This window comes from Streptomyces sp. NPDC015532, from assembly GCF_043078065.1.
Classification (GTDB): Bacteria; Actinomycetota; Actinomycetes; order Streptomycetales; family Streptomycetaceae; genus Streptomyces.
In genome coordinates, this window is record NZ_JBIBSY010000019.1 from 114,619 (window position 1) to 137,964 (window position 23,346).

At 70.4% G+C, this 23,346-nt stretch carries 21 protein-coding genes; 11 read left to right on the forward strand and 10 right to left on the reverse strand.

Annotated features, from left to right (window positions below; translation table 11 throughout):
* Positions 1–301: 301 nt before the first annotated feature.
* From ACF07B_RS37705 to ACF07B_RS37725, 5 genes are all read left to right on the forward strand, one after another.
* The gene (locus ACF07B_RS37705) at positions 302–898 is read left to right on the forward strand and encodes a hypothetical protein (protein WP_384239372.1); all 597 of its coding nucleotides are present in this window, start codon (positions 302–304) and stop codon (positions 896–898) included.
* Positions 899–911: 13 nt separating this feature from the next.
* Entirely contained in the window at positions 912–1,097 is a 186-nt protein-coding gene (locus ACF07B_RS37710) for a hypothetical protein (RefSeq protein WP_328554209.1), read from the forward strand.
* 157 nt (positions 1,098–1,254) lie between these two features.
* The gene (locus ACF07B_RS37715) at positions 1,255–1,707 is read left to right on the forward strand and encodes a BlaI/MecI/CopY family transcriptional regulator (RefSeq protein WP_328449727.1); all 453 of its coding nucleotides are present in this window, start codon (positions 1,255–1,257) and stop codon (positions 1,705–1,707) included.
* A 9-nt stretch (positions 1,708–1,716) separates the two neighbouring features.
* On the forward strand, positions 1,717–2,286 hold the full coding sequence (locus tag ACF07B_RS37720; RefSeq protein ID WP_392182237.1) for an amino-acid N-acetyltransferase: 570 nt from the start codon (positions 1,717–1,719) through the stop codon (positions 2,284–2,286).
* Between the two features lie 228 nt (positions 2,287–2,514).
* Positions 2,515–2,850, forward strand: coding sequence for an Lsr2 family protein (locus ACF07B_RS37725; RefSeq protein ID WP_326786311.1), 336 nt, complete (start codon positions 2,515–2,517; stop codon positions 2,848–2,850).
* Here the strand turns inward: ACF07B_RS37725 and ACF07B_RS37730 are convergent.
* On the reverse strand, positions 2,829–3,575 hold the full coding sequence (locus tag ACF07B_RS37730) for an SCO3374 family protein (protein WP_392182238.1): 747 nt from the start codon (positions 3,573–3,575) through the stop codon (positions 2,829–2,831). The two genes, ACF07B_RS37725 and ACF07B_RS37730, sit on opposite strands and share 22 nt — an antisense overlap.
* 429 nt (positions 3,576–4,004) lie before the next feature.
* Here ACF07B_RS37730 and ACF07B_RS37735 point away from each other — a divergent pair, with 429 nt between their 5' ends.
* Positions 4,005–6,533, forward strand: a complete 2,529-nt coding sequence (locus tag ACF07B_RS37735; protein ID WP_362395883.1) for an ATP-dependent Clp protease ATP-binding subunit — start codon at positions 4,005–4,007, stop codon at positions 6,531–6,533.
* A 122-nt stretch (positions 6,534–6,655) separates the two neighbouring features.
* Here the strand turns inward: ACF07B_RS37735 and ACF07B_RS37740 are convergent, their stop codons facing one another.
* Complete coding sequence (locus ACF07B_RS37740; protein ID WP_392182239.1) at positions 6,656–9,787, reverse strand: NACHT domain-containing protein; 3,132 nt, start codon at positions 9,785–9,787, stop codon at positions 6,656–6,658.
* A gap of 559 nt (positions 9,788–10,346) precedes the next feature.
* Here ACF07B_RS37740 and ACF07B_RS37745 point away from each other — a divergent pair.
* The gene (locus ACF07B_RS37745) at positions 10,347–11,033 is read left to right on the forward strand and encodes a M23 family metallopeptidase (RefSeq protein ID WP_362395889.1); all 687 of its coding nucleotides are present in this window, start codon (positions 10,347–10,349) and stop codon (positions 11,031–11,033) included.
* A 263-nt stretch (positions 11,034–11,296) separates the two neighbouring features.
* Here ACF07B_RS37745 and ACF07B_RS37750 read toward each other — a convergent pair whose 3' ends face one another.
* Positions 11,297–11,902 carry a TetR/AcrR family transcriptional regulator gene (locus ACF07B_RS37750; RefSeq protein WP_392182240.1) on the reverse strand — a complete coding sequence of 202 codons (606 nt, stop codon included), beginning with the start codon at positions 11,900–11,902 and terminating at the stop codon, positions 11,297–11,299.
* 172 nt (positions 11,903–12,074) lie between these two features.
* Here ACF07B_RS37750 and ACF07B_RS37755 point away from each other — a divergent pair, with 172 nt between their 5' ends.
* The 3 genes from ACF07B_RS37755 (at position 12,075) to ACF07B_RS37765 (ending at position 14,846) form a co-directional block, all read left to right on the forward strand.
* On the forward strand, positions 12,075–13,688 hold the full coding sequence (locus tag ACF07B_RS37755; protein WP_392182241.1) for an MDR family MFS transporter: 1,614 nt from the start codon (positions 12,075–12,077) through the stop codon (positions 13,686–13,688).
* 170 nt (positions 13,689–13,858) lie between these two features.
* Positions 13,859–14,305, forward strand: a complete 447-nt coding sequence (locus ACF07B_RS37760) for a helix-turn-helix transcriptional regulator (protein WP_392182259.1) — start codon at positions 13,859–13,861, stop codon at positions 14,303–14,305.
* Between the two features lie 94 nt (positions 14,306–14,399).
* Positions 14,400–14,846, forward strand: coding sequence for a VOC family protein (locus ACF07B_RS37765; protein ID WP_392182242.1), 447 nt, complete (start codon positions 14,400–14,402; stop codon positions 14,844–14,846).
* 35 nt (positions 14,847–14,881) lie between these two features.
* Here the strand turns inward: ACF07B_RS37765 and cseC are convergent, their stop codons facing one another.
* The 5 genes from cseC to ACF07B_RS37790 all read right to left on the reverse strand — a co-directional run bounded on the left by cseC (position 14,882) and on the right by ACF07B_RS37790 (position 19,524).
* Positions 14,882–16,432: a two-component system sensor histidine kinase CseC gene (cseC, locus tag ACF07B_RS37770; protein WP_392182243.1), complete on the reverse strand. Its 1,551-nt coding sequence runs from the start codon at positions 16,430–16,432 to the stop codon at positions 14,882–14,884.
* A gap of 7 nt (positions 16,433–16,439) precedes the next feature.
* Complete coding sequence (cseB, locus tag ACF07B_RS37775; RefSeq protein ID WP_369485164.1) at positions 16,440–17,147, reverse strand: two-component system response regulator CseB; 708 nt, start codon at positions 17,145–17,147, stop codon at positions 16,440–16,442.
* A gap of 19 nt (positions 17,148–17,166) precedes the next feature.
* Positions 17,167–17,817: a hypothetical protein gene (locus ACF07B_RS37780; protein ID WP_392182244.1), complete on the reverse strand. Its 651-nt coding sequence runs from the start codon at positions 17,815–17,817 to the stop codon at positions 17,167–17,169.
* A complete protein-coding gene (locus ACF07B_RS37785; protein ID WP_328449706.1) occupies positions 17,805–18,344 on the reverse strand; it encodes a SigE family RNA polymerase sigma factor in 540 nt (179 codons plus the stop codon). Before ACF07B_RS37785 ends, ACF07B_RS37780 begins: the two co-directional genes overlap by 13 nt.
* A 262-nt stretch (positions 18,345–18,606) precedes the next feature.
* Entirely contained in the window at positions 18,607–19,524 is a 918-nt protein-coding gene (locus ACF07B_RS37790) for an A/G-specific adenine glycosylase (RefSeq protein ID WP_392182245.1), read from the reverse strand.
* A gap of 191 nt (positions 19,525–19,715) precedes the next feature.
* Here ACF07B_RS37790 and ACF07B_RS37795 point away from each other — a divergent pair, with 191 nt between their 5' ends.
* Positions 19,716–20,555 (forward strand): hypothetical protein, encoded by an 840-nt coding sequence (locus ACF07B_RS37795; RefSeq protein WP_392182246.1) that lies wholly within the window; start codon positions 19,716–19,718, stop codon positions 20,553–20,555.
* A 120-nt stretch (positions 20,556–20,675) separates the two neighbouring features.
* Here ACF07B_RS37795 and disA read toward each other — a convergent pair whose 3' ends face one another.
* Both disA and radA read right to left on the reverse strand, forming a co-directional pair.
* Positions 20,676–21,800, reverse strand: coding sequence for a DNA integrity scanning diadenylate cyclase DisA (gene disA, locus ACF07B_RS37800; RefSeq protein WP_326786298.1), 1,125 nt, complete (start codon positions 21,798–21,800; stop codon positions 20,676–20,678).
* A 68-nt stretch (positions 21,801–21,868) separates the two neighbouring features.
* Positions 21,869–23,278 carry a DNA repair protein RadA gene (gene radA / locus ACF07B_RS37805; RefSeq protein ID WP_362395915.1) on the reverse strand — a complete coding sequence of 470 codons (1,410 nt, stop codon included), beginning with the start codon at positions 23,276–23,278 and terminating at the stop codon, positions 21,869–21,871.
* Positions 23,279–23,346 lie beyond the last annotated feature (68 nt).

Consider the following 23,346-nt stretch of genomic DNA (forward strand, 5'->3'; position numbering starts at 1 on the left):
CCCTTCGGCTTTCCTTCCCTTTCGGCGGGGCGGCGGCCGGGCGCTCCTCCGGAATCCGGAACGGAATTCCCCGCCGAGGTCCCTTTGCCCGGTGTTCCCCGCCTCGGTGCTCTCCTTCACCGCGGCTCCGCACGCGGTTCTCCCGCACGCGGTTCTCTCACGGCGCTCCCGGTCGCGCGGCGCGCTCGCCCCCGCGCCCTCAGGGGAGACAGGACGCGCCACATTTCTTCCGCTATGCGGATTTTGTCTGATTAGCACGTATCGTCGCCCCATGCCCACGCCCTACGGATCCCACGGCGGCATGGCGTTCGGCGCGGAGGAGCTGCGTGTGCTCCGTCGTGCCCTCGCCCTCGCCCTGCACCCCAGCCCCGTCTCGGCCGAGGACGTCCAGGACTGCCTCCGCCTCGCCGAGTCCCTCGACGAGGCGGCCCACGAGGGGGCCAGGCTCCGGGCCTTCCTGCTGGCCGACCTCGCCCGCTACCGGGCCGCCCTGCCGGGCACCGTCGCCGGCTACCTCCCCCTCCTGGAGGAGGCCCTCGCCTCCGGGTACCGGCCGAACCCCGACGACCTCGCCGCGCTCCGCGCGCTGCGCGGCAACCCCGCCGCGGCGGCTCTTCTGGAGCGCTGCCGGGTCATCGCCGAGCAGGACGTGCGGGCCCGGCTCTCCGGCCGCGCGCTCGCCTCGGTCCCCCCGTCCCGCACCCGTCTGCTGGCCCTGCCCGGCGGCCGCGCCGCCGAGGAGCCCGACAGGAGGCCCGAGCCGGGACCGCAGCCCCGGCCGCCCGCCGGGGCGCCCCGCCCGGACCGGCCCATCCCCACCCCGGGCGAGGTCTTCCCACCGCGGCGCAAGCCCGGCCCGCCCCCGGCGGACCCGCCGCGGCAGCTCGCGGCGGGCTAGCTACTCTGGGGGCATGGACTATGTCTCCGCGCTCGTGCCCCCGGTAGTGATGGCCGTGTTCTTCATCGGGCTCATCGTGACGATCGTGAAGAGCCAGGGCGGGGCCAACAAGGCCAAGGAGGACGGCGTCGTCGACGCCGCCCTCGCCCGCGTGGAGGCCGCCCAGCAGGCCTCGGCCCCCAAGGACGCCGGGGCCTGAGCCCCGGGCGGCCCCGCGGGGCTCCGGGCGAGCCCCCGTCGGTGGCCGCCCGCCCCGCGCCCGGCCGCGCTGTCATCGGCGTACGACTCGGACGTTTCCTGCGTCCTTCGAGTCGTACGCCCTTTTTGTTGGCCATCTCCCACTATTGTTCTGAACTGTGCCTCGCCCATTGGGAGAACTCGAAGACGCGGTCATGACGCGGGTGTGGAAGTGGAACCGCCCGGTGACCGTTCGGGAAGTCCTGGAAGACCTTCAACAGGAACGGTCCATCGCCTACACCACGGTGATGACCGTTTTGGACAATCTCCATCAGAAGGGCTGGGTCCGCCGCGAGGCGGAAGGCCGGGCCTATCGATATGAGGCGGTCTCCACACGGGCCGCCTACTCGGCTGCGCTGATGAACGACGCCTGGTCGCAGAGCGACAACCCGGCGGCCGCCCTCGTCGCCTTCTTCGGGATGATGAGCGAGGAACAGCGGGTCGCCCTCAGGGATGCCGTACGCATGGTGCAAGGGCCGGAACCACAGGCCCCCGAAGCCGCCGAAAGGCCACCGGCGCCCGGGCCCTCCGGCGAGAACCCCGCCGCTGACGGGGACGCCTCCGGGCGATAGCGTCCGCTCATGTCAGCAGAGCATCCCGCGGAGGTTCCGGCAGGGCTTCCGGCGGAGCATCCCGAAGTCACCGCAAAAGCCGTCACCGTCCGGCGGGCCAGGACCAGCGATGTCGCGGCCGTACGAGGACTCCTCGACGCGAACGTGCGCCGCCGTATCCTGCTCGACAAAGCCACGGTCACCCTTTACGAGGACATCCAGGAGTTCTGGGTCGCGGAACGCGACGACAACGCCGAGGTGGTCGGCTGCGGTGCCCTGCACGTGATGTGGGAAGACCTCGCGGAAGTCCGCACTCTCGCGGTGAACCCCACGGTCAAGGGCCTGGGTGTCGGTCATCAGTTGCTGGAGAAGTTGCTCCAGACCGCCCGCTGGCTCGGTGTTCGACGGGTTTTCTGTCTGACCTTCGAAGTCGGCTTCTTCGCGCAGCACGGCTTCGTGGAGATCGGTGAGACACCCGTCGACACCGATGTGTACGCCGAGCTCCTGCGTTCCTATGACGAGGGCGTCGCGGAGTTCCTCGGTCTCGAACGAGTGAAACCGAACACCCTGGGCAACAGCCGGATGCTTCTGCATCTGTGATCGCGACCGGCTATTCCGGCGGAGTGCGCTGCCCACGTTCCCTATGTCCGAAACGCGCACGTTTCCGGACGGGCGGAGTCCAGTGAGTCTCTGCCAGGGGTTTGTGTTTTTCCAGCAAAAGCGGTTTGCTTTCCGACGTACTGCAGTACTGCATATAACAAGGGACGGCGAAACGGCGGACGCCGCGGGGCCCTCCTTGCCCTGAAGTTATCGATGAAAGGAAATCCGGTGGCACAGAAGGTTCAGGTCCTTCTTGTCGACGACCTCGACGGCGGCGAGGCGGACGAGACCGTGACGTTCGCGCTCGACGGCAAGACGTACGAAATCGATCTCACGACCGCCAATGCGGACAAGCTCCGTGGCCTTCTCGACGCGTACGTGAAGGGTGGCCGTCGTACCGGAGGCCGCGCTTCGGGCGGACGCGGAAAGGCCCGCGTCGCTTCCGGTGGCAGCCAGGACACCGCGCAGGTCCGCGCCTGGGCGAAGGAGAACGGCCTGGAGGTCAACGACCGCGGCCGCGTTCCCGCGTCCATTCGCGAGGCCTACGAGAAGGCCAACGGCTGAGCACCCGCTCGCCGCAGCCTGACGCGGTGGCACTGCGTCGCCATCGTCTGCACCAGTCGTACGAGATCGGGGGCGCCCCCAACGCCCCCGCCGACGGCCCCGCCGCCCAGCGCCGACAGTGTCGGCAGTGCCGCCTCCACCGAGCGGCCGGGCATCGGGGGCCGCAGCCAGCGGGCGGCCCCTCGTGGGCCTCTCCGCGTTTCCGGACCGGCCGGCCGGCGGTCGCCGGTACGGGCTCGCGGACCGTTTTCGGGCCGGCCCTCGGGCCGGGCCCCGAACCCGGCCGGCGGCGGAGCGAGGGGACCCGGCGACGCCGGAGCCCCGGCATCCGGCGTCACCGCGCCCCCGGGATCCGGCGGCGGGGGAGCCTCGACGCTTCCGCCCGCGCCGATCGCCGTGAGATCCAGCGCGAGACTTCCCCACTCCAGCCAGTCGAGCAGTCCCGGCAGCTCCTCCGCGCTCCCCGCGGCCACCAGCAGCCGCATCCGCTCCCCGTACAGGGCCACCGGAGAAGCCGGTCCCAGATGCCGGCCCAGATGCCGCAGGGCGGGCAGTCCCGCCTCCGCCGGCACCTCCAGGACGTCGAAGCACAGCCCCGTGACCAGCCGTACCGGCGGCCCGGGCACTGTCGCCCAGCCCAGTTCGTTCTCGTACCAATGACGTACCGGATCGACCGGATCACCCGGATCGGACGGCCGGCGGGGCACAGGGACGGTGGGAACCATGCAAGGAGCAACCGTCAAAAGCCCCCGGAGTTACGCTGGGTGTTTCTGCGAACGCGCAGAGTGCCGAGAAAAGGGGCGTGCGGGAGCGTTCCGCCGGGCATGGATGTTCGCCCGTAGCGGAGGGAACCGGTGCGCGCGGCATGGACTGTCCGTGCGCACGGGTAAGACATGCCTAGTGGGAGGGGCGACACGCAGGGCTCGGGCATCTCACGTTCGCCATCGGCGTACAGCGGGAGAGGGTATCTGCCTGGCCTGCGGGAACATCGTCTCGCACCATCAGGTTGGAGCAGATGTCGGCGTTCGGGGTCAGGAGGCCAAGGACGGTGTCGGCAGTTGGAATGAGCGGTCCCCGCTTGCGGGACTAAGCTGCGGAAGGACAGGGAGGGGAGCGTCCCCTTACTGCCTGACCGCTCTGAGGAGCGATTAACGATGTTCGAGAGGTTCACCGACCGCGCGCGGCGGGTTGTCGTCCTGGCTCAGGAAGAAGCCCGGATGCTCAACCACAACTACATCGGCACCGAGCACATCCTCCTGGGCCTGATCCACGAGGGTGAGGGTGTCGCCGCTAAGGCCCTGGAGAGCCTCGGGATTTCGCTCGAGGCGGTCCGCCAGCAGGTGGAGGAGATCATCGGCCAGGGCCAGCAGGCCCCGTCAGGCCACATCCCCTTCACCCCCCGTGCCAAGAAGGTCCTGGAGCTGTCGCTCCGCGAGGCCCTTCAGCTGGGCCACAACTACATCGGCACGGAGCACATCCTGCTCGGCCTGATCCGCGAGGGCGAGGGTGTCGCCGCCCAGGTCCTCGTCAAGCTGGGCGCAGACCTCAACCGGGTGCGGCAGCAGGTCATCCAGCTGCTCTCCGGCTACCAGGGCAAGGAGACCGCCGGCGCCAGTGGCGGTCCTGCTGAGGGCACCCCCTCCACGTCCCTGGTCCTCGACCAGTTCGGCCGGAACCTCACCCAGGCCGCTCGTGAGTCCAAGCTCGACCCGGTCATCGGGCGCGAGAAGGAGATCGAGCGGGTCATGCAGGTGCTGTCCCGCCGCACGAAGAACAACCCGGTGCTCATCGGTGAGCCCGGCGTCGGCAAGACCGCCGTCGTCGAGGGTCTCGCCCAGGCCATCGTCAAGGGCGAGGTGCCCGAGACCCTCAAGGACAAGCACCTCTACACCCTGGACCTCGGCGCGCTGGTCGCCGGCTCCCGCTACCGCGGTGACTTCGAGGAGCGCCTGAAGAAGGTCCTCAAGGAGATCCGCACCCGCGGCGACATCATCCTGTTCATCGACGAGCTGCACACGCTGGTCGGTGCGGGTGCCGCCGAGGGCGCCATCGACGCCGCTTCGATCCTGAAGCCCATGCTGGCCCGTGGTGAGCTCCAGACCATCGGTGCGACGACGCTGGACGAGTACCGCAAGCACCTTGAGAAGGACGCGGCCCTTGAGCGCCGCTTCCAGCCGATCCAGGTGGCGGAGCCTTCCCTCCCCCACACGATCGAGATCCTCAAGGGTCTGCGCGACCGGTACGAGGCCCACCACCGTGTGTCCATCACGGACGAGGCCCTGGTGCAGGCGGCGACGCTCGCCGACCGGTACATCTCGGACCGCTTCCTGCCCGACAAGGCGATCGACCTGATCGACGAGGCCGGCTCCCGGATGCGCATCCGCCGGATGACCGCGCCGCCGGACCTCCGCGAGTTCGACGAGAAGATCGCGGGCGTGCGCCGCGACAAGGAGTCGGCCATCGACTCCCAGGACTTCGAGAAGGCGGCCTCTCTCCGCGACAAGGAGAAGCAGCTGCTGGCGGCGAAGGCCAAGCGCGAGAAGGAGTGGAAGGCCGGCGACATGGACGTCGTGGCCGAGGTCGACGGCGAGCTGATCGCCGAGGTCCTGGCCACCGCCACCGGCATCCCGGTCTTCAAGCTGACCGAGGAGGAGTCCTCGCGTCTGCTGCGCATGGAGGACGAGCTCCACAAGCGGGTCATCGGCCAGAAGGACGCCATCAAGGCGCTCTCGCAGGCGATCCGCCGTACGCGAGCGGGTCTGAAGGACCCGAAGCGTCCCGGTGGTTCCTTCATCTTCGCCGGCCCCTCGGGTGTCGGTAAGACGGAGCTGTCGAAGACCCTCGCGGAGTTCCTCTTCGGTGACGAGGACGCGCTGATCTCCCTCGACATGTCGGAGTTCAGCGAGAAGCACACGGTCTCGCGTCTCTTCGGTTCGCCCCCCGGTTACGTGGGCTACGAAGAGGGCGGCCAGCTGACCGAGAAGGTCCGTCGCAAGCCGTTCTCCGTCGTCCTCTTCGACGAGGTCGAGAAGGCCCACCCGGACATCTTCAACTCGCTGCTGCAGATCCTGGAGGACGGTCGTCTGACCGACTCCCAGGGCCGGGTCGTGGACTTCAAGAACACGGTCATCATCATGACGACCAACCTCGGCACCCGGGACATCTCCAAGGGCTTCAACCTCGGCTTCGCGGCCGTGGGTGACGTCAAGAGCAACTACGACCGGATGAAGGCCAAGGTCAACGAGGAGCTGAAGCAGCACTTCCGCCCCGAGTTCCTGAACCGTGTCGACGACACGGTGGTCTTCCACCAGCTGACCGAGGAAGACATCATCCAGATCGTCGACCTCATGGTCGCGAAGGTGGACGAGCGTCTGAAGGACCGGGACATGGGCATCGAGCTCAGCCCCAGTGCCAAGTCGCTCCTCGCGAAGAAGGGCTACGACCCCGTGCTGGGCGCCCGGCCGCTGCGCCGGACCATCCAGCGCGAGATCGAGGACGTCCTCTCCGAGAAGATCCTCTTCGGCGAGCTCCGTCCCGGCCACATCGTGGTCGTCGACACGGAGGGCGAGGGCGAGGCCAAGGCCTTCACCTTCCGCGGTGAGGAGAAGTCGGCGCTTCCCGACGTCCCGCCGATCGAGCAGGCCGCCGGCGGTGCCGGTCCGAACCTGAGCAAGGAGGCGTGACCTCAGGGTCCGCCTGAAAAGGGGCTGCCCCGGGACCTCGGTCCCGGGGCAGCCCCTTTTTTCCGGTTCCGGGGCCGGTCCCTTTCCCCGGTCCCGGAGCAGCCCTTTCGACCGGGCGGGAGTCACAGAACGTTGTGGGTCGTGGTCGTCGTGTGTTCGCCCGGCAATTGACCCGAGAGTTGTTCCGGCACGGTTCCGGTGTCCGAAGTGAGGGCGAAATTGACCGTCCGCAGATTCGGCAGCAAGGCCCGGAGTCCGGAAAGGTCCTCGTTCCCCGCGGGCTTTCTCAGTTCCAGGTGTTCGACGGACGGCAGCGGCGGCGCCGACGCGAGGGATCCGAGGGCGGCCCGGTGGATCCGCAGTTCCCTGAGCGCGGGCAGCGCGGCGACCTCGGACCAGTCGTCGGGGGTGAGCTCGCCGGGCTCCCGGCTCAGCCACAGGGTGTGCAGGGACCGCCAGTGGCGCAGCCCCCGCATCCCGGTGTCGCGGAGCACGTCCCGCCCGAAGCAGATGACCTCCAGCGGCGCGTCCAGGGGGAGGGTCTCGCTCAGCGACCGGCCCGTGAGCCGGTGTCCGACGTTCAGTTCCCGCAGCGAGGTCAGCCGCGCCAGACCGTCGGGGACCGGGGGCCGTCCCGAGTCGGACATCAGGTAAAGCCCCCGCAGCGGCAGCTCCGCGAGCGGCGCGAGATCACCGATCCCCGTGCACCCGTCGAGGTTGAGCTGCTCCAGTCGCCGCTGTGCCGTCAGGAAGCCCAGATCCCCGAGGCGGTGGTTGTGCCGCAGCATCAGCCGGGTCACCTGGTCCGGGAGCAGGCAGGTGCGCAGCTCCGCCGGGTCGATGTCTCCCACGATCTGCACCTGGGGCCGGCCGCCCAGGTCGCGCAGCACGTGGAGCTGGGCGGTCGAGTGCGCGGAGAAGTACAGGCCGGCCGGGTCCAGCCGGGCGATGATCTCGGACGCGTACCGCTCGGTGTCGAACCTGTGCCATCCCCAGGCGAGTTGGGCTCGTACGGACCGGGCCGGATGCGAGCGGAAGCGCGCCAGTACGGGGATGGCCGCGTCGGTGCCGATCAGGGAGGCGGTGACCACGACGCCGTGGGCCTCGTCCTCGGTCAGCCCCTCCGGTCCGGGCAGCAGCTCCAGGACGAGGGGGCCCGCCTCGGCCAGGGCGCGGGCCTCCGCCGACGTTCTCGGCGGGATGAGCGCGGCCGCGTCGCCCTCCACGGCGGCCCGTACCTCGGGCGCGAGCTGGGTGGCGTGTTCCAGCGAGGCGAGGGCGAGCAGCCGTACACGGGTCGCGGCCGCCTGGTCGAGCCGGGCCGCGGCGCCGGTCATGGAGCCGAGCAGTTCGGCCCGTTCGCGTGGCCGGGCGTGGGCAACGGCCATGCGGATGACATCCGCCCACTGGGACTCCCCGGCGTTGCGCACCAGCAGCCCGAAGTCCCCGTCCTCCACGGCGGCTTTGGCGCCCAGGTAGTCCTGGAAGGTGCGGTGGACGAACTCGACGGTTCCCGGGACGGGTTCGCGGAGAAGTCCGCTGCGGACGATGAGGTGGCGCAGGATCTGCGCGGCGTCGCCCTGCCGGGCGGCGGCCGGGAGGGAGGGCAGGACGTCGGCGACGATGCGTTCGGCGCGGGCGCGGTCCATCTCCGCCCGGTTGTTGCGGATGAGCCAGTAGGCGAGCCGTTGCAGGAGCTGGATCTGCGGCGGTTCCGTGAGATGGACGCCGTCGTGACCGTTTCCGGTGACGAACATGTCGCGTTCCTCGTCGCGGCGCGACAGCAGCATCGAGAGCGCGGCGTCGTACAACTCCTGCCTGCCGTGCGGCAGATAGCCCCGCCTGTCCCGGTGCAGCGCGCAGATCAGGCCGCACATCAGAGGGTTGGTGGCGAGGCGGCCGAGGTCCGGCTTGGTCCGGACGGCGTCGAGGAGGGAACGCTCGTAGCCGTCGAGGCCGTCCCTGCCGGAGGCGTCGAGGCGTGCCGCGGCGTGCCAGCGGCGGATGAAGGCCGCCACGTCGTCGCCGGTCATCGCCGAGAGGACGAGTTCGGTGAATCCGTCGGGAGCGAGCCAGTCCTCCCGTACGGCCGAGGGGCGTGACGTGACCAGCCACTGATTGCCGGGGTAGGCGTCGAGGAGCTCGCGCAGCCAGCGGCGGGTGTGTCCGCGGTCCCGTTCGGGGATCTCGTCGAGTCCGTCGACGAGCAGCAGTCCGCGGCCGTGGCGGAGCACCCTGTCGCTCCAGCCGTCCGGCTGGGTCGCGTGGAAGGGGATCCGGACGGCGGACAGGAAGGCGTCGGGGGCCGGAAGGCCGTCGGGGCGGCGGGCGAGGGTGCGCAGCGGGAGGACGAAGGGGATGCGGTCTCCCCGCTCGCCGCGCGCCGCGGTCACCGCAAGCCACTGCACCAGCGTGGTCTTGCCGGAACCGGCCACGCCGCGCAGCAGGACGAGGTCCTGTTCCGACAGGGCCTGTTCGGCGGGCAGGGAAGCGGCCGCGGGGGCGATGCGCACACCGTCCAGCGAGGCGGTCTCCTCGTCCTCCACGGGGCGTAAGGCCTGGAGGCTGAGGTAGGCGGCGTCCAGCGGCCAGCGTTCCGGGGAGTTGACGAGGTCGATGCCGTAGATGGTGAGGTGGCTGTGCCGGGTGGCGAGATGGGCGAGATAGCGCTGCTCGAAGGCCTGGTCCGTGCCGCCCGTCATGGGGGTGCGGGCGATCAGCTCGTCCACCTTGGCGATGAGTTCGCGCTGTCTGCGGCTCTGTTCCACGAGGGTGCGGGGGACGAACGCCGAGCGCTGGGTGAAGAAGTGCAGGATGTGGAGGCAGGCGGTGTCGAGCAGTCTCTCGTAGAAGACGGTCGCGTCGAGGGACAGGTCCCGGTCGGGGTTCCCGGCGGCCGCGCGCAGGCGCAGGGCGAGCGCCCGGTGGCCGAGCTCGACCGCCTGGACGTCCGTCATGGTGAGGTCGCCCAGGGCGTGCAGTGTGGCGCCGAGGGCGTGCACGACGGCCTGTTCCTCGTCGGCGGGGAAGGGGCGCTCCCCGCCGCGCAGCGCCCGCCCGACCAGGGTGGCGGCTAGACCGGCCAGTTCCTTCTCTCCGACGGCCCGTTTCTCGCCCCTGAAGGAGACGAGGGCCGAGATCCGTACGGGCCTGTCCACGAGGCCCGCTCCCGGGCCCTCGGCCACGAAGAGCTTCCTGACCAGCGGCGCGGCCACGCTGGAGGCCAGGCGCGTGCCGACGGTGACTGGGTCCATGACGATCCCCCGGGAGAGCGTTGAGCCAGAAGGACAACCGTATGTTCTGACAGCCGATCGGCACAGAGGCGCGGAGGGTGCCCCCGAGGGGTCCGCGAACGCCCCCAAGACCCTTGAGAACAGGGGCCGGCGGCGTAGCCCGCGTCACATTCGGGGGGTCCCGGACCGGGCCCCCCGGTGACATGCGGCACAGGCGTTTTGGCCGGTACTAGAGCGAGTAGTAGGTATGCGAAAACGGACAAAAAGGACCTTTGGCCCGGGGTGGGGAGGGCTGTCTGCAGGTGGTCCGGACGAGCGGGCCGAGAGCGGGTTTAGCAAGGGATGCGCAGGCCTGAAGTGGGGTTAAACCCTGCTTTCCGGGCCAAAGGGACAAGATCCTTCGCCAAATGTCCGAGGTGTCAAGGTTCGGGAAGTTTCGGGGTGAAGTACTACTTCGCACCGTAGATGGGGGGTTTGAGTGCGGCTGGGGGCGCGGGTTACCAATGAATGGCCAACACGGCGGCAGGCAGTTCGCCGGAGTGGTTGCTCAGTCCCTTGTCCCCGTCTCCACGAGGTATTCATGTCGAAGCGCGTCACGTCCCGCAAGTCCCTTACGTCCATGGTCCGCACTCGGGCGGCCGTTCTGACCGTCGGTCTGGGAGCCTCGGTCGTGCTGGGCGCAGGGGTCGCGACCGCCGCCGAAACGGGCGTCAGCAGCAGCGCCACCGTCACCGCGGCCAACGCCGTCCACACCCAGGCCGCCGCTCAGGCCAAGGCCGCCGTCGCGAAGAAGACGGCCGCCACCAAGGCGGCTGTCGCCAAGAAGGCCGCGGCGAAGAAGAAGGCCGCCTCCTGGATCGACCCGGTCGCGAAGTACTCCCTGTCCGCCAGCTTCAACCAGGCCGGCGGCATGTGGGCCCACAAGCACTCCGGCCAGGACTTCGCCGTGCCGACGGGCACCAACGTCATGGCCGCCCACGGCGGCACCGTCGTCAAGGCGGGCGGCAACGGCGCCGGTGACGGTCCGGCGTACGGCAACGCCGTCGTCATCAAGCACGCCAACGGTACGTACTCGCAGTACGCCCACCTGTCGCGCATCGACGTGCACATCGGTCAGGTCGTCTCCACCGGTCAGCACATAGCCCTGTCCGGCAACACCGGTAACTCCAGTGGCCCGCACCTGCACTTCGAGATCCGTACGACCCCCAACTACGGTTCGGCCGTCAACCCCGTGACGTTCCTCCACAACATGGGTGTCAAGGTCTGACCCGCCCGCGCCGGTGACCGGCGCGGAGCCCCGGCGCGCAGCGCCGGAGGGCGGAACCAGAAGCGGGGGCCCCCGGGCGGGGGGGGGGGGGGGGGGGGGCGGCGGGGGGGGGGGGGGGGGGGCGGGGGGGGCGGGGGGGGGGCCGGGGCCCCCCCCGCGGGGCCCCGGGGGGGGGGGGGGGGGGGGGGGCCCCCGCTTCTGTGCGCGGGGTGCGGCGACGCGAAGGGCTGCCAGGCCCTGGGAGGCGCCGCCCCCGCCCGGCTCTAGGAGGCTCCGCCCCCGTTGGCCTCTCCGTGGGCCTGGGTCACCAGATCGATCGCGACCTCCAGGACGGCCTTGCGCTTGTCCTCGGGGTCGCCTTCGACGTCTTTGAGGACGAACATGCCGGCGTGCATCGTGAAGAGCGCGCTGATGCAGCGGACCTGGTCGGTCAGCGGTGCCTCGGGCTCCTTGATGATCTCCAGCATGCTGATCATGCGGTCCTTGAAGGTCTCGCCGATGCTCAGCTCGCGAACCGTCGCCTGGTTCTCCTGCATGAAGCGGAAGAGCGGGGACGCGCCGCCGAGTGCCTCGCTGTAGCGGCGCAGCACCTCCTGCTTGGTCTCCAGGCTGTGGGGCTGCTGCCCGCCCCATTCGATCAGCTCGTCGAGCGGCCGCGTCAGATCCTGGAAGAGGCTGATCAGGATCTCTTCCTTGGTCTTGAAGTGGTAGTAGAGCGCCGCTTTGGTGACATCGAGGTGCTCCGCGATCTCGCGCAGCGAGGTCTTCTCGTAGCCGTGCTCGGAGAACAGTTCGAGAGCGACGTCCTGGATGCGCTGCCGGGTGTCGCCCCGGCGCTGCCGCTTGATGCCGTCCATGGTGCCGCCCATCCTCGTACTCCTAGCGCTCCCTTGAAACTTACCTGTCGACCGGCTGGCAAAACTAGTGCAACTTACTTGACGCCCGGCTAGTTGCGAAGCTATTTTCCTGAGTGTAGTCAGCTTGCCGGTCGGCAAGTAAGTGGCCGGACGGCGGCAGAAGCAACTCAGGGGAGTGGAAGCGATGGCGGACAAGACAAAAGAGGCCGAACCGGCCGCTGAGGTGACCGGGAAACCGGTCGAGGGCGAGAAGCCGCAGCGCAGCGTGCGCGTGGTCCTGCTCGCGCTGATGCTCACGATGATGCTGGCGATGCTCGACAACATGATCGTCGGCACGGCCATGCCGACCATCGTGGGTGAGCTCGGCGGACTCGAACACCTCTCCTGGGTCGTGACGGCGTACACGCTCGCCACCGCGGCCTCCACCCCGATCTGGGGCAAGGTCGGCGACATGTACGGGCGCAAGGGCGCCTTCATGTCGTCGATCGTGATCTTCCTGATCGGCTCCGCGCTCAGCGGCATGGCCCAGAACATGGGCGAGCTGATCGGATTCCGGGCCATTCAGGGTCTCGGCGCCGGCGGTCTCATGGTCGGCGTCATGGCGATCATCGGTGACCTGATCCCGCCCCGTGAGCGCGGCAAGTACCAGGGCATGATGGCCGGCATCATGGCGCTGGCGATGATCGGCGGTCCGCTGATCGGCGGCACCATCACCGACAACTGGGGCTGGCGCTGGTCCTTCTACATCAACCTGCCGCTCGGCGCGGTCGCGCTCGCCGCGATCAGCATCGTCCTGCACCTGCCGAAGAAGCGGTCCGAGACGCGCATCGACTACCTCGGTGCCGTGCTGCTGACGATCGGCATCACCTCCATCGTCCTCGTCACCACCTGGGGCGGCACGGAGTACGCCTGGTCGTCCGCGCGGATCATGGAGCTCATCGGCCTCGGTGTCGCCGCGCTGGTCGGGTTCGTCTTCTGGCAGACCAAGGCCGCCGAGCCGATCCTGCCGCTGCACATCTTCCGCAGCCGCAACTTCACGCTGATGTCGATCATCGGCTTCGTCACCGGCTTCGCCATGTTCGGCGCCACGCTGTTCCTGCCGCTGTACCAGCAGGCGGTGCAGGGCGCGTCCGCGACCAACTCCGGTCTGCTGCTGCTGCCCATGCTGGGCGCGATGCTCGTGACGTCGATGGTCGCCGGCCGGGTCACCACCGCCACCGGCCGCTACAAGATCTTCCCCGTCCTCGGCGGTGTGCTGATGGTGATCGGCCTCTACCTGCTGTCGACGATGGACACGGACACCACCCGTTTCATGTCCGGCGTCTACATGGCCGTCCTCGGCCTGGGCATGGGCTGCCTGATGCAGGTCACCATGCTGGTGGCGCAGAACAGCGTGGAGATGAAGGACATGGGCGTCGCGTCCTCCTCCAGCACCCTGTTCCGTACGCTCGGCTCGTCGTTCGGTGTCGCCATCATGGGCGCGCTGTTCAACAACCGCGTCAAGGACGTCATGGCCGAGAAGGCCGGCGCCCTGGGCTCGAAGATCACCGAGCAGTCCCCGCAGCTCGACGCGGCGAGCCTGGCGAAGCTGCCGGCGGCGGCGCGCGAGGCCTACCAGCACGCGGTGTCGGCCGGTACGCACTCGGCCTTCCTGCTGGGCGCGTCGGTGGCCGTGATCGTGATGATCTCGTCGGTGTTCGTCAAGGAGGTCGCCCTCAAGGGAGCGGGCGCGCCCAAGCCCGGCGAGGGCGAGGCGTCGGACGCGGCACCCCAGGTCCAGCTCGCCGAGCCGGTCTGACCTGATCGCGGGGCCGGCCCTCCCGGCCCCTGAACTCCTCACACCGAAGGCCCCCGGCGTTGTCCGCCCCGGGGGCCTTCTCCTGTGCCCGCCTTCTCCTGCGCTGTGCCGGCCTTTTCCGCGCGGGGTCACTGTCAGTGCCGCGTGCCACCATCGGGAACGTGGACCGGATGCGGCAGTTGCGACTCGCCAAGGACGTCATCGACCGGGACTGGGCCGAGCCCGGCACCGATCTCGACGCGCTGGCGGCGCGCGCCGGATATTCGCGGTATCACTTCGTACGCGCCTTCAAGGCGGCGTACGGCGAGACCCCGGGCCGGTATCTGACGCACCGGCGCATCGACCGGGCGGAGGACCTGCTGCGCACCGCGAACCTCTCGGTGACCGAGATCTGCCATCTGGTCGGCTTCAGCAGCCTCGGCACCTTCTCCTCGCGCTTCAGGACATGGACCGGGATGACGCCGAGCGAGTACCGGGCGAAGCACGTCGGACGGGGTGCCGCCCTCATACCCGGCTGCTACGCGATGCTCTGGGCCGGCGGCTTCCGGACCGGGCCGGGCGCGGCAGCCGATGACGGCACCGGTGCCGGAGAGCGCAATTCCGGAGAAGCGCCGTGACGGGGCGGGTGCCTACCGTGGCAGAGCGCGCGCGGCCGACGACGACCGGGCCCGATCGCGCGCACCTCGCGATCCCGCACACCTGGAGCACACCATGATCAAAGGACTCGCCATCTCGACCGTCTGGGTCCTCGACCAGGACCGGGCCAAGGAGTTCTACACCGAGAAGCTCGGGCTCGAAGTCCGTACGGACATGACGATGGGCGAGGGCGGCATGCGCTGGCTCACGGTCGGTGCCCCGGGCCAGCCCGGGATCGACCTGACCCTCATGGTGCCCGGACCGCCCGCCATGGACCCCGAGTCCGCGGAGATGATGAAGAAGCTGATCGCCAAGGGCGTGCTTGGCGCGGGCGTGCTGCGGACCGACGACATCCACGGCGACTTCAAGAAGCTCAAGGACCGCGGCGTGGAGTTTCTCCAGGAACCGCAGGAGCGTCCGTACGGCACGGAAGCGCTGTTCCGCGACGACTCGGGGAACTGGTTCTCCTTCACCCAGCACCGTGAGGGCGAGCTCGACCTGGACAAGGACTGGAGCCGCTAGGACGGACCCGGCAGGACCGGCGCCCGCCGCCGCGGCTACTTCCCGGAGGGCGGCAGCATCGGGTAGCTGCCCGTGTTCGTCGGCGCGTGTTCCGGCAGCCACAGCACCGCGACCGCGCCCTCGGCGGGCACGCCTTCCGGAGCCCCGGCGGGCCGTACGTTGCGGAAGGTCAGCCGTGCACCGAGCACCCGGGCCTGGCCCGCGGCGATGGTGAGGCCGAGTCCGTGGCCGTCTCCCGCACGGTCGGTGCTGCCGGTGCGGAACCGGCTCGGCCCCTCGGCGAGGAGCTTCTCGGGGAAACCGGGCCCGTGGTCGCGGACGCGGATGACCCTGCCCTCGACGGTGACCTCGATCGGCGGCCTGCCGTGCCGGGCCGCGTTCGCCAGGAGGTTGAGCAGGACCCGCTCCAGTCGGCGCGGGTCCGTCGTGACCTCCGACTCGTGCACCACCCGCACCTCGACGTCCGCGCCCTTGGCGGAGATCCGCCGGGCCACGAACTCGCCGAGCAGGAGGTCCTGCAGCTCGGCCCGCTCGGAGGCCCCGTCGAGCCGGGCGACCTCCAGGACGTCCTCGACGAGCGTGCGCATGGCCTGCGCGCGGTCCCGTACGAGCTCGGTGGGACGGCCGGGCGGCAGGAGTTCGGCCGCCGTGAGCAGCCCGGTCACCGGGGTGCGCAGTTCATGGGCGATGTCGGCGGTCACCCGGCGCTCGGCCTCGATGCGCAGCTGGAGCGCGTCGGCCATGGCGTCCACGGCCCGCGCCAGGTCGTCGGTCTCGTCGAGCACGACACCGCCGATCGCGTCCCGGACCCGGACGTCCGGTTCGCCCTTGGCGACCCGGTTCGCCGCGGCCGCCGCCTTGCGCAGCCGGCGCGACAACTGGCCGCCGATCAGCACACCGAGCGCGCTGCCGCCGAAGACGACCGCGATCGAGCCGATGATCAGCGCCTGGTCGAGGTCCTTCATCACGTCCGCGTTGCGGTCCGTGAACCGCTCGTGCCAGGACAGCACCTGGCCGTTCCTGAGCGGCACGGCGGCCCAGATGTCCGGCACACCGGTCGCGCTGTCGGAGACGTAGGTCGCCCGCCGCCCCTCCGAGACCTTCACCATCAGGTCCGACGGAATGGAGGGATCGTCTATCTTCGCCCCGAACGGCGGCGGCCGGCCCGGCCCGTACATGCGCTCGGCGAGCTGGATGCGCTCGTCGGCCAGGTCGCGTGAGTTGTCCAGCATCGAGACGCGGGCCGCGTTGTGCACGACCAGGCTCAGGGCGACCGCGACCAGCGCGCCGACCAGGGCGATCGCGGTGCTGAGCTTCCAGCGGATGCCCGTACGGATGCTCGTACCCGAATCCGTGCACCGGTCTATCCCGATGCCGATCCCCCGGCCCCGGCCGGTGACCGCGCCGGGCCCGCCGCCCCTGCCCCCGCCGAGTACCTCGCCCCGGCCGGAACCCGGCCCGGCGCCGGTCCCCTCGCGCGAACCCGTGCTCACGCCGGCCCCCGCTTCCACCCGTCCCCCCGGAACCCGTGCCCGCGCCGCGGCCGAGGGCTTCCCCGCCGCGGAACGCTGAAATATCCCCCGCATGGTGTGCTCAGGCCTTCAACTTGTAGCCGAAGCCGCGGACCGTCTCGATACGGTCCTGGCCGATCTTCGTACGCAGTCGCTGCACATGGACGTCGACCACCCGGGTGTCCCCGCCCCAGCCGTAGTCCCACACCCGCTCCAGCAGCTTGTCGCGGCTCAGCACCGTGCCCGGCGCGGACGAGAACTCCAGGAGCAGCCGCATCTCGGTGGGCGTCAGCGCCACCGGCGCACCGCCCCGGGTCACCTCCATGCCCTCGGTGTCGACCTCCAGCTCACCGAAGACGAGCACCCCGCCCTCCACCGGAGCGGCCCCGTCGGCCGCAGCGCCCGCGCCACCGCTCGCGTGCCCGAAGCGGCGCAGCACCGCGCGGATACGGGCGACCAGCACAGCACCGTCGAAGGGCTTGGTCACGTAGTCGTCGGCGCCGGCCTCCAGGCCGAGCACGACGTCGATCGAGTCGGCGCGCGCCGACAGCATGATGACCGGCACGGTGGACTCGTCGCGGATACGGCGGCACAGCGACACACCGTCGAGCCCGGGGACCATCACGTCCAGCAGGGCGATGTCGGGACGGTCGGCGCGGAACGCCTCCAGGCCCGACAGCCCGTCGGGCATGGCCGTGACCGCGAAGCCGTCGCGCTCAAGGGCGAGTTGTGTGGCCTCGCGGATGACGTCGTCGTCCTCGACGAACAGGACGTGGGTCTGTTCTGCCATCCGGCTGCTCCGCCCGCTCTCAGTTCGCGTCCGGGGCGGGCGAAGGGGAGCCGCCCACCGCGTTGCTGTAGTCGTTGTGGATCCTGGACTGTTCGACGAAGCGTGTCGAGGACCAGCCGTAGGTGATCACTTCTTCGCTGGACGGGTACGACACCGGGTCGCCCTTCTCGTACAGCTGCTGGGTGACCACGAGATCGCCCCGGTCGATCTCGGCGTAGACCGGAGGCGCCTCGGCCTTGAAGACGTTCTGGAACCGGCCGTTCTCCTCGCGATAGACGTAGCTGCCGACACCCACGGCGTCGGCACAGGTCATCACGTTGATCACGATGTCGTTCGCGGAGCCGCCGGTGAGGTCCCCGTACGACACGTCGACCGGGTACTCGTCGGCGACGCACGGCTTCAGGTCGCGCTTGACCGCCGCGCTGACCGCCGGATCGCCCTTGACGAGCTTGACCGCGTCCACGCGCCGCGGGGACGTGGAGGGCGAGCCGGAGACCACGGGCTTGATGCTGCCCTTGGCGACCGCGTCGCTGCCCGCCGGACCCTCGTCGCGGGCACCGGTGCCGCCGGTGGCGCACGCGGTCACGAAAAGGCCGAGGGCGGCGAGCCCGGCAGCCGCCGAACTCCCCGCCTTCAGGGCCGTTCTGCCCCGGACTCCTAGGCCGCGCAACGCTCCCGCTCCTCACGTTCGAGCGCGCGGGCGTCCAGGTCGCGGCTCTCCAGCTCCTCGCGGAGCCGGGCCAGCGCCCGGTGCAGCGTGCTCTTGACCGTTCCGGCCGACATGCCGAGCGCGGCGGCCGTCTCCTCCGTGGACATCTGTTCCCAGTGTCGCAGCACCACCACACTGCGCTGCTTGGGTGCCAGCACCTTCATGATGTCCATCAGCAGCGCACGGTCCGCGTGCTGCTCGGTGGCGTCCTCCACACACGCGTCCGGCAGTTGCTCGGTGGGCACCTCCTCGAGCTTGCGGGCCCGCCACCACTCGGTACGCGTATTGATCATCACGCGGCGCAGGTAGGCGTCGGCGAGACGCTTGTCCGCGATGCCGTCCCAGCGGCCGTACGTCCGCACGAGCGCGGTCTGGAGCAGGTCCTGGGCGTCGACCGGGTCGGGGACCAGACGGCGGGCACTGCGCAGCAGCGCGTCCTGCCGGGTTCGGACGTACTCCTCGAATTCGAGCACCTCGCCCTGCGCCATGATCAACCGCCTCCGTCCCCGTTTCCGACCCGCCTGCTGCCGGTTGTCCGTTGCCTGCGAACCGCCGCTGCCGTGCCGCCGGTCGGGCGGCACTCGCTGCGGTACGGCACTGAAGCTACGGAGCCGTTGTCACGGGGTTGTCCGAGACAGCCTGCGGCCAGCACTCGGCTGTCCGTCGGTTGTGTAACGGCTATGGGAACGGGGTAGAGGAACGTGGCCCTATGGCCTGGTTGATCCGGCTATGGCATTTGCCGGGCAGGCCCTAGGTGAGGGGCAACCGATACAGACCGCCGGGGAGCGGCTCGACCAGTCCGTCGGCGACGAGTCCGTCGAGCGCGCGGCCCCGCTGCACCGGCTCGTCCCACACCCGGTCCAGCGCGGTCTGCGGAACCGGCACGTGCGCCTCCCGCAGAACGACCAGCAGCTTTCCGCGCACCTGGCGGTCCGTGCCCGCGTACGTCTGCCCCTTGCGCGGCGGTCCGTCGTGCTCGGGCTTGCCGGCCTGCCGCCAGGCGCACAGCGCGGCGATCGGGCAGCGCTGGCACGCCTCGTTCCGCGCCGTGCAGACCAGTGCGCCGAGCTCCATGGAGGCGGCGGCCCAGCGCGCCGCCGTGCTCTCGCTCTCGGGCAGCAGGGCGCGGGCGAGCTTGCGCTCGGCGGCCGTGGTGGCGTTCGGCGGGTACTGCACGCCGGTGACGGCTCGGGCGAAGACCCTGCGGACGTTGGTGTCCAGGACGGGATGGCGCTGGCCGTACGCGAACGAGGCGACCGCCGCGGCCGTGTACTCCCCGATGCCGGGCAGCGCCAGCAACTGCGCGTGATCGGTCGGTACGTCACCGCCGTGCCGTTCCGCTATGGCCACCGCGGCGCCGTGCAGACGCAGGGCGCGGCGCGGATAGCCGAGCCGTCCCCAGGCGCGGACCGCCTCCCCGGGCGCGTCCTTCGCCAGATCGGCGGGGCGCGGCCAGCGGGCCAGCCACTGCTCGTAGACGGGCAGGACACGGTTGACGGGGGTCTGCTGGAGCATGAACTCGCTGACCATCACCGCCCAGGGGCCGGCATCGGGATGCCGCCAGGGCAGATCGCGGGCGTGCTCGTCGAACCAGGCGATGACGGGAGTGTGGAGGTCCTCGCCGGGGGCGTTCCGGATGGGCCCGGTGGGCCTGGTGGGTGCAGTCATGGCGATGTCGATCCTGCCATGCGGCGGTGAGGATGCGGGGACGACGCCGGGGGCGGGCGGTGGTGAAAGACCGCATACGCGGCCGTCACGGCCCCGGGACGGGTGTCCGCCGGAATGATGATCCGGAAAAGTTGGTACCGGGGCGGCGGGTGGGGCCTGCGGCGGGGTCGATCTCTCGTACAGTTTGCGCCGTGGGATCTCTGCGCAATCCGGTCGGGCCGCTACCCTCCACCATCTACTGGCGTCGGAGGGCCGTTCTGCTGTCCGTACTAGGGCTGTTGGCGCTTCTGACGGTCTGGGTGGTCGGCACCGGAGGCGGGGGCGGCAACAACGGCGCCGGCGGGTCGAACGGCAAGAATCCCGCCTCCACGATCACGCCGGGACCCTCCGGTTCGGGCCCCGCGATCAGCCAACACCCGGGCGGACGCGACGAGTCGAGCGGCGGCGGTGACAGCGGCGGGAGCGGGAGCGGCGACGGCGGCGCGTCGGACGACGGTTCCGGGGACGGCTCGGGCGACGGTTCGGGCGACGGCTCCACGGGATCGGGCACCGGCGGTGCCGGCTCCGACGACGGTGCCAAGAACGGCGGCGGCGGGGCGGCCGACCGGCTCCCGGCCGGTTCCACCGTCCCCAACTGCACCCCGGGCGCCGTGAAGTTGACGCTCAAGAGCGTGCGCAACACCTACGCGCCCGGAGAGCAGCCCGAGATCGAGCTCATCGCCAAGAACGCCTCGGGCGGCGACTGCAAGGTCGATCTCGGCCCGAAGAGCACGGTTCTGACGATCACTCAGGCGGGCGACGACAAGGACATCTGGGCCTCGGACGACTGCCCGAAGGACGCCGCCGCCATGCTGTTCCGCGTTCCGGCCGGCGGCCAGGCCGTCCACACGGTGAAGTGGGACCGCAAGCCCGGCGCCCCCGCGTGCGCCACGCCCCCTTCGGGTTCGGCTTCCGCGGGCACCTACCTGGTCGAGGCGAAGGCACCGGGACTGGCGAAGGCGCAGACGTCGTTCGTCCTGTCCAAGGACTGAGCGCGCCCGCCGCGACGGAAGTGAACTCCGGCGGACCCGGGGCCCGGGTCCCCTCGCGAGGACTCCTGGCACCCCGGCGGGCGACGTTCGCCCCGTCGGGCGGACGTCGCCGCACGGGTCCTAGACGTAGCGCTCCAGGATCGACGACTCCGCGAGACGGGACAGGCCCTCGCGGACGCTGCGGGCCCGGGCCTCGCCCACGCCGTCGACCGTCTGGAGGTCGTCCACGCTCGCGGCGAGCAGCTTCTGGAGACCGCCGAAGTGCTCCACGAGCCGGTCGATGATCGCGCCGGGCAGCCGCGGCACCTTGGCGAGGAGACGGAACCCCCGCGGGGAGACCGCGGAGTCGAGCGCCTCGGGAGAGCCGGTGTAGCCCAACGCCTTGGCCACCGTGGACAGTTCGAGGAGCTCGGCGTGACTGAGCGCGTCCAGCTCGGACAGCGCCTCGTCGACCGTGCGCGAACGCTTGGCGGTCGGCTCGGGCACGTAGTCCCGGACGACCAGCTCACGGTCGGGCTCGACGCCGGCGATCAGCTCGTCGAGCTGGAGGGTCAGCAGCCGCCCGTCCGTGCCCAGTTCCACCACGTACTCGGCGATCTCGGTGGCGATACGGCGCACCATCTCCAGGCGCTGGGCGACCGCGGAGACGTCCCGGACCGTGACGAGGTCCTCGATCTCCAGCGCCGACAGCGTGCCCGCCACCTCGTCCAGGCGGAGCTTGTAGCGCTCCAGGGTGGCCAGCGCCTGGTTGGCGCGGGAGAGGATCGCGGCGGAGTCCTCCAGGACACGGCGCTGACCGTCGACGTACAGGGCGATCAGGCGCATCGACTGGGAGACCGAGACGATGGGGTAGCCGACCTGCTTGCTCACCCGGTCCGCGGTGCGGTGCCGGGTGCCCGTCTCCTCCGTCGGGATCGTCGGGTCGGGCACGAGCTGCACCCCCGCCCGGAGGATCTTGGTGATGTCCTTGTCGAGGACGATGCCGCCGTCGAGCTTGCACAGCTCGCGCAGACGCGTCGCCGTGAACTCGACATCCAGGACGAATCCACCCGTGCACATCGCTTCGACGGTCTTGTCGGAGCCGAGCACGATGAGTCCGCCCGTGTTGCCGCGGAGGATCCGTTCAAGCCCGTCACGCAGTGCCGTGCCAGGTGCCACGGCGCTGAGTGCGGCGCGCATCAGGCCATCGGCACCGGAGCTCCCACCGGACTTTCCGGGAGCTGCTGCCCGGTCGTTGGCTGCCACTGCACTCCTCCGGTCGCGGGTTTCCGGTCGCGCTCGGTTCGTACGGACGGGCGAGACCAGGGCAAAGTCTACCGGCGCTGCTCCTCGTCCCGTGGGGCCTCTCTACGACGCGAGCGCGGAAGGACACTCAGAGCCGCGCCGATGTCGGCCACTTCCAGGACCTTCATGCCGGCGGGGACCTTGCCCGGATCGGTCGGTACGAGGGCGTGGGTGAAGCCCAGACGGTGGGCTTCGGCCAGCCGGCGCTGGACGCCCGTGACCCGTCTGACCTCGCCCGCGAGCCCCACCTCGCCGATCGCCACGAGGTTCTTGGGCAGCGGGACGTCACTGGCGGCGGACGCCAGGGCGAGCGCGACGGCGAGGTCCGCGGCGGGCTCGGTGAGCTTCACCCCGCCGACCGTCGCCGAGTAGATGTCCCGCTTCCCGAGAGCGCTGATCCGGCCGCGCTGCTCCAGGACGGCGAGCATCATCGAGACGCGGGAGGTCTCCAGACCGGATGTCGTACGGCGCGGGGAGGGGATCTGGGAGTCCACGGTGAGCGCCTGGACCTCGGCGACCAGGGGACGGCGGCCTTCGAGAGTGACGGTCAGACAGGTCCCCGGGACGGCTTCGGCGCGGCGCGTCAGGAAGAGCCCCGACGGGTCGGCGAGCCCGGTGATGCCCTCGTCGTGCAGCTCGAAACAGCCGACCTCGTCCGTCGTGCCGTAGCGGTTCTTGACCCCTCGGACGAGCCTCAGGCGCGCGTGCCGGTCGCCCTCGAAGGACAGGACGACGTCCACGAGGTGTTCGAGCAGCCGGGGCCCGGCGATCGCGCCGTCCTTGGTGACATGGCCCACGAGCAGCGTGGACATGCCGCGCTCCTTGGAAGCCCGGATGAGCGCGCCCGCCACCTCCCGGACCTGGGCCATGCCGCCGGGCGCGCCGTCGATCTCCGGGGAGGCGATGGTCTGGACGGAGTCCAGGATGAGCAGGGACGGCTTCACCGCGTCCAGATGGCCGAGGACGGCCGACAGATCCGTCTCCGCGGCGAGATAGAGGTGGTCGTCGATGGCCTTGATGCGGTCCGCGCGCAGCCGCACCTGGCTGGCCGACTCCTCGCCCGTCACATACAAGGTGCGGTGTTCGTCACTCGCCGACTTGGCCGCCACGTCCAGCAGGAGGGTGGACTTGCCGACGCCGGGCTCGCCCGCGACGAGGACGACGGCTCCGGGCACGAGTCCGCCGCCGAGGACACGGTCCAGCTCGGGCACGCCGGTGCTGCGGGCGGTGGCCTGACGGCCGTCGACCTGTCCGATGGGCACCGCGGACGTGGTGACCCGGCCCGGCGCGGTCGTACGGACACCGGGCGCGCCGTACTCCTCGACCGTCCCCCATGCCTGGCATTCGGCGCAACGGCCGAGCCATTTGGCCGTCTGCCAGCCGCACTCGGTGCAGCGGTAGGACGGACGGTCCTTCGCGGTTTTCGTACGGACAGCCATGACCGAACCGTAGCCGCAGCCACTGACAACGCGGCACGCGACGGTACGACCCCACCCGGGCCCGGCTC

Coding starts and splice junctions, on each gene's coding strand:
- ACF07B_RS37705 (WP_384239372.1), top strand. CDS start 302: ATGGCGTTCGGCGCGGAGGAGCTGCGTGTGCTCCGTCGTGCCCTCGCC.
- ACF07B_RS37710 (WP_328554209.1), top strand. CDS start 912: ATGGACTATGTCTCCGCGCTCGTGCCCCCGGTAGTGATGGCCGTGTTC.
- ACF07B_RS37720 (WP_392182237.1), top strand. CDS start 1,717: ATGTCAGCAGAGCATCCCGCGGAGGTTCCGGCAGGGCTTCCGGCGGAG.
- ACF07B_RS37730 (WP_392182238.1), bottom strand. CDS start 3,575: ATGGTTCCCACCGTCCCTGTGCCCCGCCGGCCGTCCGATCCGGGTGAT.
- ACF07B_RS37735 (WP_362395883.1), top strand. CDS start 4,005: ATGTTCGAGAGGTTCACCGACCGCGCGCGGCGGGTTGTCGTCCTGGCT.
- ACF07B_RS37740 (WP_392182239.1), bottom strand. CDS start 9,787: ATGGACCCAGTCACCGTCGGCACGCGCCTGGCCTCCAGCGTGGCCGCG.
- ACF07B_RS37745 (WP_362395889.1), top strand. CDS start 10,347: ATGTCGAAGCGCGTCACGTCCCGCAAGTCCCTTACGTCCATGGTCCGC.
- ACF07B_RS37750 (WP_392182240.1), bottom strand. CDS start 11,902: ATGGGCGGCACCATGGACGGCATCAAGCGGCAGCGCCGGGGCGACACC.
- ACF07B_RS37755 (WP_392182241.1), top strand. CDS start 12,075: ATGGCGGACAAGACAAAAGAGGCCGAACCGGCCGCTGAGGTGACCGGG.
- ACF07B_RS37760 (WP_392182259.1), top strand. CDS start 13,859: ATGCGGCAGTTGCGACTCGCCAAGGACGTCATCGACCGGGACTGGGCC.
- ACF07B_RS37765 (WP_392182242.1), top strand. CDS start 14,400: ATGATCAAAGGACTCGCCATCTCGACCGTCTGGGTCCTCGACCAGGAC.
- cseC (WP_392182243.1), bottom strand. CDS start 16,432: ATGCGGGGGATATTTCAGCGTTCCGCGGCGGGGAAGCCCTCGGCCGCG.
- cseB (WP_369485164.1), bottom strand. CDS start 17,147: ATGGCAGAACAGACCCACGTCCTGTTCGTCGAGGACGACGACGTCATC.
- ACF07B_RS37785 (WP_328449706.1), bottom strand. CDS start 18,344: ATGGCGCAGGGCGAGGTGCTCGAATTCGAGGAGTACGTCCGAACCCGG.
- ACF07B_RS37790 (WP_392182245.1), bottom strand. CDS start 19,524: ATGACTGCACCCACCAGGCCCACCGGGCCCATCCGGAACGCCCCCGGC.
- radA (WP_362395915.1), bottom strand. CDS start 23,278: ATGGCTGTCCGTACGAAAACCGCGAAGGACCGTCCGTCCTACCGCTGC.